This window comes from Shigella sp. SIG3 (assembly GCF_053555855.1).
In genome coordinates this window covers 1-13,345 of record NZ_JBQZXE010000027.1, presented here as the reverse complement: position 1 = coordinate 13,345, position 13,345 = coordinate 1, and the positions used below count along the sequence as shown (strand labels likewise).

Sequence of the window (13,345 nt, the reverse complement as noted above, 5' to 3'; positions counted from 1 at the left end):
AATTACTCGTCTTCCAGTTCGATGTTGATACCCAGCGAACGAATCTCTTTCAACAATACGTTGAAGGATTCTGGCATGCCCGGCTCCATCTGATGGTTGCCGTCCACGATGTTTTTATACATCTTGGTACGACCGTTCACGTCATCAGACTTAACAGTGAGCATTTCCTGCAGGGTGTATGCTGCGCCGTATGCTTCCAGCGCCCACACTTCCATCTCCCCGAAACGCTGACCACCGAACTGTGCCTTACCACCCAGCGGCTGCTGAGTAACCAGGCTGTAAGAACCGGTGGAACGCGCGTGCATCTTGTCGTCGACCAGGTGGTTCAGTTTCAGCATGTACATGTAACCAACGGTTACCGGACGCTCGAACTGTTCACCAGTGCGACCATCGTACAGGCGGATCTGACCGGAAGTCGGCAGGTCGCCAAGTTTCAGCAGCTCTTTAATTTCTGCTTCTTTCGCACCGTCGAACACCGGCGTTGCGATTGGCATACCTTTGCGCAGGTTTTCAGCCAGACGCATAACTTCTTCATCGCTGAAGGTACTCAGGTCAACTTTCTGACGAACGTCAGCGCCCAGATCGTACGCACGCTGGATGAATTCGCGCAGTTTCGCGACTTCTTGCTGCTGTTTCAGCATGGCGTTGATCTTGTCGCCGATACCTTTCGCAGCCATACCCAGGTGGGTTTCGAGGATCTGACCGATGTTCATACGAGACGGTACGCCCAGCGGGTTCAGTACGATGTCTACCGGCGTACCGTTTTCATCGTAAGGCATATCTTCGATCGGGTTGATCTTAGAAATTACACCCTTGTTACCGTGACGACCTGCCATCTTGTCACCAGGCTGGATACGGCGTTTAACCGCCAGATATACCTTAACAATCTTCAGCACGCCCGGTGCCAGATCGTCGCCCTGGGTGATTTTTCGGCGTTTCGCTTCGAGTTTCTTCTCGAACTCGTGTTTCAGTTCGTCATACTGCTCAGCCAGCTGTTCCAGCTGATTTTGTTTCTCTTCGTCTGTCAGGCCCAGCTCCAGCCAGCGATCGCGCGGCAGTTTGTCGAGCTTCTCAGCTTCAACGCCACCGGCTACCAGCACAGCACGGATACGGCTGAACAGACCCGCTTCGAGGATCTGCAGTTCTTCAGACAGGTCTTTCTTCGCCTGTTTGAGCTGCATTTCTTCGATTTCCAGCGCACGTTTGTCTTTTTCTACGCCATCGCGAGTAAAGACCTGAACGTCGATAACCGTACCGGATACACCGTTTGGTACGCGCAGAGAAGAGTCTTTAACGTCAGAGGCTTTCTCACCGAAGATCGCACGCAGCAGTTTTTCTTCTGGGGTCAGCTGAGTTTCACCTTTCGGCGTTACCTTACCAACCAGAATGTCGCCACCGGTCACTTCCGCACCAATGTAAACGATACCGGATTCATCCAGTTTGGAGAGCGCAGCTTCACCCACGTTCGGGATGTCAGCGGTGATCTCTTCCGGACCCAGCTTGGTGTCACGGGACACACACGCCAGTTCCTGAATGTGGATGGTGGTGAAACGGTCTTCCTGAACAACACGCTCGGATACGAGGATGGAGTCTTCGAAGTTGTAACCATTCCACGGCATGAACGCTACGCGCATGTTCTGACCAAGCGCCAGTTCACCGAGGTCGGTGGACGGACCGTCTGCCAGCACGTCGCCACGTTCAACCAGTTCACCCAGAGACACACACGGCATCTGGTTGATACAGGTGTTCTGGTTAGAACGGGTGTATTTGGTCAGGTTGTAGATGTCGATACCTGCTTCACCCGGATACATCTCGTCTTCGTTAACTTTGATAACGATACGGGAAGCATCCACGTACTGAACGACACCACCACGTTTAGCTACCGCAGTTACACCGGAGTCAACGGCAACAGCACGTTCCATACCAGTACCAACCAGCGGCTTATCAGCGCGCAGAGTCGGAACGGCCTGACGTTGCATGTTCGCACCCATCAATGCACGGTTGGCGTCATCGTGTTCCAGGAACGGGATCAGGGACGCACCGACGGATACCACCTGCTGGGTGGATACGTCCATGTAGTCAACCTGGTCGCGGCTGAACAAGCTGGATTCGCCTTTGCTACGGCAAGTTACCAGGTCTTCTACGAAGTGGCCTCCTTCATCCAGGTTGGAGTTCGCCTGGGCGATAACGTAGTTGCCTTCTTCGATAGCAGACAGGTAGTGAATTTCGTCAGTTACAACACCGTCGGTCACTTTACGATACGGAGTCTCAAGGAAGCCGTATTCGTTAGTCTGTGCGTACACGGACAGAGAGTTGATCAGACCGATGTTCGGACCTTCAGGGGTTTCGATTGGACATACGCGACCGTAGTGAGTCGGGTGTACGTCTCGAACTTCGAAGCCTGCACGTTCACGGGTCAGACCGCCTGGGCCGAGTGCGGAGATACGACGTTTGTGCGTAATCTCAGACAGCGGGTTGTTCTGGTCCATAAACTGAGACAGCTGGCTGGAACCGAAGAACTCTTTCACTGCTGCGGAAATCGGCTTGGCGTTGATCATATCCTGAGGCATCAGGGTATCCAGATCGCCCAGAGACAGACGCTCTTTCACCGCACGCTCTACACGTACCAGGCCAACGCGGAACTGGTTTTCCGCCATTTCGCCAACGGAACGGATACGACGGTTGCCGAGGTGGTCGATATCATCGACTTCGCCTTTACCGTTACGGATATCGATGAGCTTTTTCATAACATCAATGATGTCGTCTTTGCTCAGAATACCGGAACCTTCGATTTCTTCGCGCAGCAGAGAACGGTTGAACTTCATACGACCAACCGCAGACAAGTCATAACGGTCTTCGGAGAAGAACAGGTTCTCGAACAGGCTTTCAGCTGCTTCACGAGTCGGCGGCTCGCCAGGGCGCATCATGCGGTAGATTTCTACCAGTGCGCTCAGACGGTCGTTAGTTGGGTCGACACGTAAGGTTTCAGAGATATATGGGCCGTGATCCAGATCGTTGGTGAACAGCGTTTCGATACGCTTGTGACCAGACTGGCTCAGCTTAGCCAGCAGATCCAGGCTCAGCTCCATGTTCGCTGCGCAGATCAGCTCGCCGGTAGACTCATCAATATAGTCTTTAGCAACCACTTTACCTGCGATGTACTCAACCGGGACTTCGATCAGTTTGACGTCGTCTTTTTCCAGCTGGCGAATGTGGCGCGCAGTGATACGGCGGCCTTTTTCTACGTACACTTTACCGTTAGCTTCGATGTCAAAAGATGCGGTTTCACCACGCAGGCGTTCCGGCACCAGTTCCATCTGCAGCTTGTTATCACGGATTTCAAAGATAACTTTTTCAAAGAACAGGTCGAGGATCTGCTCTGTGGTGTAGTTCAGGGCGCGCAGAATGATGGTCGCAGGCAGTTTACGGCGACGGTCGATACGTACGAACAGGTTGTCCTTCGGATCGAATTCGAAGTCCAGCCAGGAACCACGGTAAGGGATGATGCGCGCGTTATACAGCACTTTACCCGAAGAGTGGGTTTTACCTTTGTCGGAGTCAAAGAAGACGCCCGGACTACGGTGCAGCTGGGAAACGATAACACGCTCAGTACCGTTGATAACAAAGGTACCGTTGTCTGTCATGAGCGGAATTTCGCCCATGTAGACTTCTTGTTCTTTAATGTCTTTTACGGTGCCTTCCGGCGCTTCGCGCTCATAGATCACCAGACGCAGTTTAACGCGCAGCGGTGCGGAATAGGTCACGCCACGGATTTGACATTCCTGGACGTCAAACACCGGTTCGCCAAGGCGGTAGCTGACGTATTGCAGCTCGGAATTACCGCTGTAGCTCTGAATCGGGAATACGGAACGGAAAGCAGCTTCCAGACCATACTGCCCTTCAGGATCTTGCTCGATAAATTTCTGAAACGAGTCAAGCTGGATAGAAAGGAGATAAGGTACATCCAGAACTTGTGGACGTTTACCAAAATCCTTACGAATACGTTTTTTCTCGGTATAGGAGTAAACCATAGGGTTCCTCAGCTCGCTGACAAGTCGACCCATCTGTCCATTGAGCGGACAGTTTGTGCAACACTATTTTGTTGACCGGAAAATGGAACACTTTCCGCAATGCCTGTTGCTATCACGCTTAAACCATTTCATTGCGATTTACACAGAACGGACGTCCTGTCGCAGTATATTAAGTCGTCGATAGAAACAAGCATTGAAAGGCACAGCAGTAGTCAAACAGTGTGAAACGCTACTGGCGCCTTACAGCGCAAAAAGGCTGGTGACTAAAAAGTCACCAGCCATCAGCCTGATTTCTCAGGCTGCAACCGGAAGGGTTGGCTTATTTAACTTCAACTTCAGCGCCAGCTTCTTCCAGAGCTTTTTTCAGTGCTTCTGCGTCGTCTTTGCTCACGCCTTCTTTCAGAGCAGCCGGTGCAGATTCTACCAGGTCTTTAGCTTCTTTCAGACCCAGGCCAGTTGCGCCACGTACTGCTTTGATAACAGCAACTTTGTTAGCGCCAGCAGCTTTCAGAATTACGTCGAATTCAGTTTTTTCTTCAGCAGCTTCAACCGGGCCAGCAGCTACAGCTACAGCAGCAGCAGCGGAAACACCGAATTTTTCTTCCATTGCAGAGATCAGTTCTACAACGTCCATTACAGACATAGCTGCAACTGCTTCAATGATTTGATCTTTAGTGATAGACATTTAAATTGTTCCTGAATATCAGAATAAGTTTATACGTAAGCGAATGCGTTAAAAAGATAACTGCGATTAAGCAGCTTCTTTCGCATCGCGTACAGCAGCCAGAGTACGAACCAGTTTGCCAGCCGAAGCTTCTTTCATGGTTGCCATCAGGCGTGCAATTGCTTCTTCGTAGGTCGGCAGAGTTGCCAGGCGGTCGATCTGAGACGCCGGGATCAGCTCACCTTCAAAGGCAGCGGCTTTGACCTCAAATTTTGCATTCGCTTTCGCGAACTCTTTGAACAGACGAGCAGCAGCGCCCGGGTGTTCCATAGAGTATGCAATCAGGGTCGGACCAACAAACGCGTCTTTCAGGCACTCGAACGGAGTACCTTCAACAGCACGGCGCAGCAGGGTGTTACGAACAACACGCATGTATACGCCAGCTTCGCGACCTGCTTTACGCAGTTCAGTCATTTTATCTACAGTTACGCCACGGGAATCCGCAACTACTGCAGACAGCGCGCCTTTGGCTACTTCGCTGACTTCAGCAACAATCGCTTGTTTGTCTTGAAGATTTAAAGCCATTAGCTTTGCTCCTGGATGTTTGCCAGAGAAAATCTCTGGAACTCACTTCACTCCTCCAAACGGAGAGAGCGTCTTAATTACGGTGAGCAGAAACAAGCCAGAATATAAAAGAATAATCTTAGCGTTCTGTCACCGTCTACGCAGGGGATTAAGTTTCTTGCGAAACTCCTGCGGTCTTCGACGGAGGCCTGGATAGGCCAGGCTCCAACGAACAAATCTTTTCTATCCGTCGCTATTCAACTTGTGGCGGCGTTGGCTTCCTTCATTCGCACCAGTCACATAGTTAGCTATGCTCCTGGCGACTCACTCAGTTGCCGCCTTGCCACAACCCGAATATCTCGGATATACGTCTGCATTAAGCATTATACGTGGGGGTAAGATTGTAGACAAAATCACCGCCCACGTAAAGGCATTAGTTTACAGAAGCGCTCAGGCCAGCCTGGTCAACTGCAACACCTGCACCCATGGTGGTGGAGATGCTAACTTTCTTGATGTACACGCCTTTCGCCTGAGTCGGTTTTGCTTTTTTCAGCGCAACCAGCAGAGCTTCCAGGTTTTCTTTCAGTTTGTCAGCGTCAAAGTCCACTTTACCGATGGTGGTGTGGATGATGCCGTTTTTGTCGTTACGGTAACGAACCTGGCCAGCTTTAGCGTTTTTAACCGCTTCAGCAACGTTCGGTGTTACAGTACCCACTTTCGGGTTTGGCATCAGGCCGCGCGGACCCAGAACCTGGCCCAGCTGGCCAACAACGCGCATTGCATCCGGAGAAGCAATAACAACGTCAAAGTTCATTTCGCCTTTCTTGATCTGGTCAGCCAGATCTTCCATACCTACCAGTTCTGCGCCTGCAGCTTTAGCAGCTTCAGCGTTTGCACCTTGGGTAAATACGGCTACGCGAACGGAACGGCCAGTACCGTGCGGCAGTACAGTTGCACCACGTACGTTCTGGTCAGATTTACGAGCGTCGATGCCGAGGTTAACAGCTACGTCCACGCTTTCTACGAATTTAGCAGTCGCCAGCTCTTTCAGCAGTGCGATAGCTTCGTTGATGTCGTACTGTTTGGTTGCATCAACTTTCTCGCGGATAACACGCATGCGCTTGGTCAGTTTAGCCATTTCTTAGTCCTCCACTACCAGGCCCATGGAACGTGCAGTACCTTCGATGGAGCGAGTCATCGCTTCAATGTCGGCACCAGTCATGTCGGCAGCTTTGGTCTGCGCGATTTCCTGCAGCTGAGCGCGGGAAATTTTACCCACTTTGTCTTTGTTCGGCTTACCGGAACCAGACTTGATACCAGCCGCTTTTTTCAGCAGAACTGCTGCCGGCGGGGTCTTGGTAACGAAAGTGAAAGAACGGTCAGCGTAAACGGTGATTACTACCGGAATCGGCAGACCTTTTTCGATGGAATCAGTTTTTGCGTTGAACGCTTTGCAGAATTCCATGATGTTTACGCCCTGCTGACCCAGAGCCGGACCTACTGGCGGACTCGGGTTAGCCATACCAGCTGCAACCTGCAGCTTGACATAGGCTTGTACTTTCTTAGCCATTATAAATTCCTCAAGTTGGGTAATAACGCCTCTGAGAGGCTCCCCGTGATATAAAAAATCGTTTTACGGGCAAGGCCCATAAAAACAAAAGGCGCGAAATTGTATTCCAATCTCACGCCTTGTGCAACGATTAAATCGCCGCTTTTTTGATCGCTGGGTTAGGCTTTTTCAACCTGGCTGAAGTCCAGCTCTACCGGGGTCGCACGACCGAAGATAGAAACAGACACTTTCAGACGAGATTTCTCGTAATCCACTTCTTCAACAACACCGTTGAAGTCAGCGAACGGACCATCATTAACACGGACCATTTCACCCGGTTCAAACAGCGTTTTCGGACGCGGCTTATCACCAACCTGCTGCAGGCGGTTCATAATCGCATCGACTTCTTTATCGCTGATTGGCGCAGGACGATCGGAAGTACCGCCGATGAAGCCCATCACACGCGGTACGCTGCGCACCAAGTGCCAGCTCGCGTCGTTCATCACCATCTGAACGAGGACGTAGCCAGGGAAGAATTTACGTTCGCTTTTGCGACGCTGACCGCCACGGATTTCAACCACTTCTTCGGTTGGTACCATGACTTCACCAAACAAATCTTCCATGTTGTGTAATTTGATATGCTCACGCAGCGACGTTGCTACGCGGCCTTCAAAACCGGAAAACGCCTGAACGACGTACCAGCGCTTTTTAGGAGCTTCAGACATCTCAGAACCTCAGGCCAGTGATAAAGGATACCAGGCGAACCAGAATACCATCCAGTCCCCACAGGATCAGTGACATTACTGCGGTAACCGCAGCCACAATCAGCGTGGTGTGCAATGTTTCCTGGCGAGTCGGCCAAATGACCTTACGGACTTCGGTACGCGCTTCACGGGCAAAAGCAACGGTAGCTTTACCTTTTGTCGTTAACAGCGCGACACCACCCGCTGCAGCAATCAGAATTACTACGGCCAGCGCACGCAGCGGCAGCATAATGTCGCGATAAAGGTAGTTGCCGACAATCGCCGCCAGGAGCAATGCCACCACAACGACCCACTTCATCGCTTCCAGGCCGCGCCCGCTTCCTTGAGCTTCGGTATTCGCACTCATAAACCAACCTGTCAGAAGTTTTCTACAAACATTTTCACCCCGCGATCGCGAGGCAAACCAAATCGAAACGCGTATTAGCTTTTCGGATTATACGCCCTCAACAGAGCCTGTCTCAGCAATGATTATGACAAAGAAAATCACTGATGAGCCAGGTTCTGGTACGAAAGCGTGCAAAAAGGGCATCAAATGATGCCCTTTTAGTGCGCATTGCGTCAAATGTTATCGGCAATTAGCTCAGAACTTTTGCTACAACGCCCGCGCCAACGGTACGGCCGCCTTCACGGATTGCGAAACGCAGACCGTCGTCCATCGCGATCGGGTGGATCAGGGTAACAACCATTTTGATGTTGTCGCCCGGCATTACCATCTCTACGCCTTCCGGCAGTTCGATGGTACCAGTCACGTCAGTAGTACGGAAGTAGAACTGCGGACGGTAGCCTTTGAAGAACGGAGTATGACGACCGCCTTCATCTTTGGACAGAATGTACACTTCAGATTCGAACTTGGTGTGCGGCTTGATGGTGCCCGGCTTAGCCAGTACCTGACCACGTTCGATTTCTTCACGTTTGATACCACGCAGCAGAACACCTACGTTCTCACCAGCACGCCCTTCGTCCAGCAGTTTGCGGAACATTTCAACGCCAGTACAGGTAGACTTCTGAGTCTCTTTGATACCAACGATTTCAACTTCTTCACCAACTTTGATGATACCGCGTTCTACACGACCGGTAACAACGGTACCACGACCGGAGATGGAGAATACGTCTTCGATCGGCAGCAGGAACGGCTTGTCAATCGCACGCTCTGGTTCCGGAATGTAAGAATCCAGGAAGCCAGCCAGTTCCAGGATTTTCGCTTCCCACTCTGCGTCGCCTTCCAGCGCTTTCAGAGCAGAACCACGAACGATCGGAGTGTCGTCGCCCGGGAAGTCGTACTGAGACAGAAGTTCACGAACTTCCATTTCAACCAGTTCCAGCAGCTCTTCGTCATCAACCATGTCGCATTTGTTCAGGAACACGATGATGTACGGAACGCCTACCTGACGCCCCAGCAGGATGTGCTCACGAGTCTGCGGCATCGGGCCGTCAGTCGCAGCAACTACCAGGATCGCGCCGTCCATCTGAGCAGCACCGGTGATCATGTTTTTAACATAGTCGGCGTGCCCCGGGCAGTCTACGTGTGCGTAGTGACGGGTCGGGGTGTCGTATTCAACGTGAGAAGTGTTGATGGTGATACCACGAGCTTTTTCTTCCGGCGCGTTATCGATCTGGTCGAATGCGCGAGCAGCACCGCCGTAGGTTTTAGCCAGTACGGTAGTGATTGCAGCGGTCAGCGTTGTTTTACCATGGTCAACGTGGCCGATAGTACCGACGTTAACGTGCGGTTTTGTACGTTCAAACTTTTCTTTAGACATCGATTGTCCCTCTAAGACACGGATAAATCGGTGATATCACCACATCAACCAGGCAACATGCCCGACTTGTTGAATGCAATAAACAGAAGGAAAAAACAGGGAGGAGAAAAGAAGTGGTGCTGATAGGCAGATTCGAACTGCCGACCTCACCCTTACCAAGGGTACGCTCTACCAACTGAGCTATATCAGCACATCTTGGAGCGGGCAGCGGGAATCGAACCCGCATCATCAGCTTGGAAGGCTGAGGTAATAGCCATTATACGATGCCCGCATCCTAGAACTCGGCTACCTGATTTTCATTCTGCACTGAATATCGAGAGAAGCTCTCTTTATTCGAGCCGGTAAGTGAACTTATCGTCTCGGGCTACGCCATCGCGTGGCCGAAATTGGTGGTGGGGGAAGGATTCGAACCTTCGAAGTCTGTGACGGCAGATTTACAGTCTGCTCCCTTTGGCCGCTCGGGAACCCCACCGGACTTGATGGTGCCGACTACCGGAATCGAACTGGTGACCTACTGATTACAAGTCAGTTGCTCTACCTACTGAGCTAAGTCGGCATCAAGTAGCGCGCATTCTATGGAGACATGCGAGTTCATGCAACTAAAAAATTGCATAATTTGTTTTATTGGTCACATTTTATGCTACACGATGAAGAAACAGCCGAACGGAGGGCAGATTAGCACACTTTTTCAACATCATTGTGCTCAACAATGCGCTCCTGCTAAACCATAATTCTTTTTATCAGATGGAATATCTGTCACATTGCTTTTCAACGATAGCTTCCTGGCAGAGATTTTTTCTTATTATTCCTCCCCATCTGGTGTTACCCTCCTGCCCATTAACCCATTCAACAGAACTGTGACGCGCCATGGCAAATATCGCTTTGCCGATAGAGCTATGACCGCCAGAAACATGCTTATGAGTATAAAAGAGCAAACGTTAATGACGCCTTACCTACAGTTTGACCGCAACCAGTGGGCAGCTCTGCGTGATTCCGTACCTATGACGTTATCGGAAGATGAGATCGCCCGTCTCAAAGGTATTAATGAAGATCTCTCGTTAGAAGAAGTTGCCGAGATCTATTTACCTTTGTCACGTTTGCTGAACTTCTATATAAGCTCGAATCTGCGCCGTCAGGCAGTTCTGGAACAGTTTCTTGGTACCAACGGGCAACGCATTCCTTACATTATCAGTATTGCTGGCAGTGTCGCGGTGGGGAAAAGTACAACCGCCCGTGTATTGCAGGCGCTATTAAGCCGTTGGCCGGAACATCGTCGTGTTGAACTGATCACTACAGATGGCTTCCTTCACCCTAATCAGGTTCTGAAAGAACGTGGTCTGATGAAGAAGAAAGGCTTCCCGGAATCGTATGATATGCATCGCCTGGTGAAGTTTGTTTCCGATCTCAAATCCGGCGTGCCAAACGTTACAGCCCCTGTTTACTCGCATCTTATTTATGATGTGATCCCGGATGGAGATAAAACTGTTGTTCAGCCTGATATTTTAATTCTTGAAGGGTTAAATGTCTTACAGAGCGGGATGGATTATCCACACGATCCACATCATGTATTTGTTTCCGATTTTGTCGATTTTTCGATATATGTTGATGCACCGGAAGACTTACTTCAGACGTGGTATATCAACCGTTTTCTGAAATTCCGCGAAGGGGCTTTTACAGACCCGGATTCCTATTTTCATAACTACGCGAAATTAACTAAAGAAGAAGCGATTAAGACTGCCATGACATTGTGGAAAGAGATCAACTGGCTGAACTTAAAGCAAAATATTCTACCTACTCGTGAGCGCGCCAGTTTAATCCTGACGAAAAGTGCTAATCATGTGGTAGAAGAGGTCAGACTACGCAAATAATTTGCAGGGGAGCGAATACTCCCCTTTCTTATTTTTCTGCACTACGCAGGGATATTTCACCGCCCATCCAGGGTTTTATTATTCCATCCTGCTCAAGTAATAAAGCCCCCTGTTTGTCTATTCCGCGTGAAATGCCAAATATTTCTTTATCACCAATGATAAGTTTCACTGGGCGATTAATAAAATTATCCAGCTTTTCCCAGCGCGACAGATAAGGTGCCAATCCTTCTTGTTCGAAGAGTTCCAACGCAGCACGTAATTCACGTATTAGCATGGCCGCCAACGTATTACGATCAAGATTGATCCCCGCTTCCTGCAGCGTGATCCACCCCTGATTAACGACACTCTCTTCAACACGGCGCATTGCCATGTTGATCCCGGATCCAATGACTATTTGCGCCGCATCGCCAGTTTTGCCAGTCAGCTCCACAAGAATGCCTGCCAGCTTGCGATCCTGCAGATAGAGGTCATTAGGCCATTTGACACGAACTTTATCTGCTCCCAGCTTTCGTAATACTTCCGCCATCACGATACCGATAACCAGACTTAAACCAATCGCCGCCGCCGGGCCTTGTTCCAGACGCCAGAACATCGACAAATATAAGTTTGCGCCAAAAGGCGAAAACCATTTCCGCCCCCGGCGACCACGGCCAGCCTGCTGGTATTCTGCAACACAGGCATCGCCCGATTTAAGCTCTCCGATACGATCAAGAAGGAACTGATTCGTGGAGTCAATAACTGGCAGCACGGCTACACTACCGCCATCCAGCTGACCCAATATCTGTTCAGCATTAAGTAACTGGATGGGCTCAGGCAGGCTGTATCCTTTACCCGGAACGGTAAAGACATCAACGCCCCAGTCACGCAGTGTCTGAATGTGTTTATTAATAGCCGCCCGGCTCATTCCCAGCGTTTCACCCAACTGCTCGCCAGAGTGAAATTCACCGTTCGCTAACAGGGCAATCAATTTCAGTGGCACGGTGTTATCCTTCATGAAATTGTCTCCACTGCGCTCACTTCACCTGATGCACCAATAAAGCGGACTTCAGGCTCAAGCCAGACATTAAATTTTTCACCCACTTTTTGTCTTACATGGTGTGCCAGTTGCACCACATCTTCGCTTTTTGCATTGTCTTCATTAATGAGAACTAACGCCTGTTGACGGTGCACCGCAGCCCCACCCATTTGCATCCCTTTTAGCTGGCACTGATCAATAAGCCAACCTGCTGCCAGTTTTACTGAACCACCCGCCTGGGGGTAATTTGGTGCTGTTGGAAATTGCGCCAGTAATGCTTTAGCCGTTTCGGCAGATACAACAGGGTTTTTGAAGAAACTACCGGCATTGCCATTCACTTTTGGATCAGGGAGTTTGGTGGTGCGCATATGACACACCGCATTAAATACTTGCTGTGGCGTTACTGTTGTAGGATCCAGACGAGTTAAGTCACCATACGTTAGTACAGGTTGCCACTCTTTTGGCAGACGCAGACCTACGGCTACAATGGCGAAGCGATCCTGGTATTCATGTTTAAAAATACTGTCGCGATAGCCAAAACGGCACTCTTTGGCAGTTAAGCGCACTTGCTTGCCTGTCGCCAGTTCAACACAATCAACATAAGCGCAAACTCGCTGTAATTCTACGCCATAAGCACCAATATTCTGGATAGGTGATGAGCCGACACAACCAGGAATTAATGCCAGATTTTCCAGACCAGGCATACCTTCCTGCAAAGTGTATTTTACCAGGCGATGCCAGTTTTCTCCGGCTCCTACATGTAAATACCACGCATCAGGTTCATCATGAATTTCGATACCTTTGATCCGGTTGATGATCACCGTGCCGCGATAGTCTTCCAGAAAAAGTACATTACTTCCTTCACCCAGAATAAGAACGGGTTGTCCTTCTGCGGTTGCATGCTGCCAGGCATTGAGTAATTGTTGTTCGTCTTCGGCACATACAATGTGCTGAGCATTATGATCAATGCCAAATGTGTTCCAGGGTTTTAAGGAGTGGTTCATAGCTGCTTTCCTGATGCAAAAACGAGGCTAGTTTACCGTATCTGTGGGGGGATGGCTTGTAGATATGACGACAGGAAGAGTTTGTAGAAACGCAAAAAGGCCATCCTGACGGATAGCCTTTCGCTA

At 50.2% G+C, this 13,345-nt stretch carries 11 protein-coding genes and 4 tRNA genes; 1 reads left to right on the top strand and 14 read right to left on the bottom strand.

What is annotated here, in order from left to right; all coding sequences use genetic code 11:
* Positions 1 to 2: 2 nt before the first annotated feature.
* From rpoB to ACUU1I_RS07550, 12 genes are all read right to left on the bottom strand, one after another.
* Positions 3 to 4,031: a DNA-directed RNA polymerase subunit beta gene (gene rpoB, locus ACUU1I_RS07605; RefSeq protein WP_005065574.1), complete on the bottom strand. Its 4,029-nt coding sequence runs from the start codon at positions 4,029 to 4,031 to the stop codon at positions 3 to 5.
* A 319-nt stretch (positions 4,032 to 4,350) separates the two neighbouring features.
* Positions 4,351 to 4,716 carry a 50S ribosomal protein L7/L12 gene (gene rplL / locus ACUU1I_RS07600; RefSeq protein ID WP_000028878.1) on the bottom strand — a complete coding sequence of 122 codons (366 nt, stop codon included), beginning with the start codon at positions 4,714 to 4,716 and terminating at the stop codon, positions 4,351 to 4,353.
* Positions 4,717 to 4,782: 66 nt separating this feature from the next.
* Positions 4,783 to 5,280 carry a 50S ribosomal protein L10 gene (gene rplJ / locus ACUU1I_RS07595; RefSeq protein ID WP_001207201.1) on the bottom strand — a complete coding sequence of 166 codons (498 nt, stop codon included), beginning with the start codon at positions 5,278 to 5,280 and terminating at the stop codon, positions 4,783 to 4,785.
* 412 nt (positions 5,281 to 5,692) lie between these two features.
* Complete coding sequence (rplA, locus tag ACUU1I_RS07590; protein WP_001096684.1) at positions 5,693 to 6,397, bottom strand: 50S ribosomal protein L1; 705 nt, start codon at positions 6,395 to 6,397, stop codon at positions 5,693 to 5,695.
* Positions 6,398 to 6,400: 3 nt separating this feature from the next.
* Positions 6,401 to 6,829, bottom strand: coding sequence for a 50S ribosomal protein L11 (gene rplK, locus ACUU1I_RS07585; protein WP_001085926.1), 429 nt, complete (start codon positions 6,827 to 6,829; stop codon positions 6,401 to 6,403).
* A gap of 158 nt (positions 6,830 to 6,987) precedes the next feature.
* On the bottom strand, positions 6,988 to 7,533 hold the full coding sequence (gene nusG, locus ACUU1I_RS07580; protein ID WP_001287516.1) for a transcription termination/antitermination protein NusG: 546 nt from the start codon (positions 7,531 to 7,533) through the stop codon (positions 6,988 to 6,990).
* A gap of 1 nt (position 7,534) precedes the next feature.
* Entirely contained in the window at positions 7,535 to 7,918 is a 384-nt protein-coding gene (gene secE / locus ACUU1I_RS07575; RefSeq protein ID WP_001275697.1) for a preprotein translocase subunit SecE, read from the bottom strand.
* Positions 7,919 to 8,147: 229 nt separating this feature from the next.
* Positions 8,148 to 9,332 carry an elongation factor Tu gene (gene tuf / locus ACUU1I_RS07570; protein WP_000031784.1) on the bottom strand — a complete coding sequence of 395 codons (1,185 nt, stop codon included), beginning with the start codon at positions 9,330 to 9,332 and terminating at the stop codon, positions 8,148 to 8,150.
* A 114-nt stretch (positions 9,333 to 9,446) separates the two neighbouring features.
* Positions 9,447 to 9,522 (bottom strand) — tRNA-Thr (locus ACUU1I_RS07565).
* Positions 9,523 to 9,528: 6 nt separating this feature from the next.
* Positions 9,529 to 9,603, bottom strand: a tRNA-Gly gene (locus tag ACUU1I_RS07560).
* 116 nt (positions 9,604 to 9,719) lie between these two features.
* A tRNA-Tyr gene (locus tag ACUU1I_RS07555) sits at positions 9,720 to 9,804 on the bottom strand.
* An 8-nt stretch (positions 9,805 to 9,812) separates the two neighbouring features.
* A tRNA-Thr gene (locus ACUU1I_RS07550) sits at positions 9,813 to 9,888 on the bottom strand.
* Positions 9,889 to 10,249: 361 nt separating this feature from the next.
* On the opposite strand from ACUU1I_RS07550, the gene coaA reads away from it, so the two are divergent.
* Positions 10,250 to 11,200, top strand: a complete 951-nt coding sequence (gene coaA, locus ACUU1I_RS07545) for a type I pantothenate kinase (RefSeq protein WP_000023083.1) — start codon at positions 10,250 to 10,252, stop codon at positions 11,198 to 11,200.
* Between the two features lie 28 nt (positions 11,201 to 11,228).
* On the opposite strand, the gene birA is transcribed toward coaA, so the two are convergent.
* Both birA and murB read right to left on the bottom strand, forming a co-directional pair.
* Positions 11,229 to 12,194, bottom strand: a complete 966-nt coding sequence (birA, locus tag ACUU1I_RS07540) for a bifunctional biotin--[acetyl-CoA-carboxylase] ligase/biotin operon repressor BirA (RefSeq protein ID WP_000654609.1) — start codon at positions 12,192 to 12,194, stop codon at positions 11,229 to 11,231.
* Entirely contained in the window at positions 12,191 to 13,219 is a 1,029-nt protein-coding gene (gene murB, locus ACUU1I_RS07535; protein ID WP_001016669.1) for a UDP-N-acetylmuramate dehydrogenase, read from the bottom strand. Before murB ends, birA begins: the two co-directional genes overlap by 4 nt.
* Between the last annotated feature and the right edge of the window lie 126 nt (positions 13,220 to 13,345).

Coding starts and splice junctions, on each gene's coding strand:
- rpoB (WP_005065574.1), bottom strand. CDS start 4,031: ATGGTTTACTCCTATACCGAGAAAAAACGTATTCGTAAGGATTTTGGT.
- rplL (WP_000028878.1), bottom strand. CDS start 4,716: ATGTCTATCACTAAAGATCAAATCATTGAAGCAGTTGCAGCTATGTCT.
- rplJ (WP_001207201.1), bottom strand. CDS start 5,280: ATGGCTTTAAATCTTCAAGACAAACAAGCGATTGTTGCTGAAGTCAGC.
- rplA (WP_001096684.1), bottom strand. CDS start 6,397: ATGGCTAAACTGACCAAGCGCATGCGTGTTATCCGCGAGAAAGTTGAT.
- rplK (WP_001085926.1), bottom strand. CDS start 6,829: ATGGCTAAGAAAGTACAAGCCTATGTCAAGCTGCAGGTTGCAGCTGGT.
- nusG (WP_001287516.1), bottom strand. CDS start 7,533: ATGTCTGAAGCTCCTAAAAAGCGCTGGTACGTCGTTCAGGCGTTTTCC.
- secE (WP_001275697.1), bottom strand. CDS start 7,918: ATGAGTGCGAATACCGAAGCTCAAGGAAGCGGGCGCGGCCTGGAAGCG.
- tuf (WP_000031784.1), bottom strand. CDS start 9,332: ATGTCTAAAGAAAAGTTTGAACGTACAAAACCGCACGTTAACGTCGGT.
- coaA (WP_000023083.1), top strand. CDS start 10,250: ATGAGTATAAAAGAGCAAACGTTAATGACGCCTTACCTACAGTTTGAC.
- birA (WP_000654609.1), bottom strand. CDS start 12,194: ATGAAGGATAACACCGTGCCACTGAAATTGATTGCCCTGTTAGCGAAC.
- murB (WP_001016669.1), bottom strand. CDS start 13,219: ATGAACCACTCCTTAAAACCCTGGAACACATTTGGCATTGATCATAAT.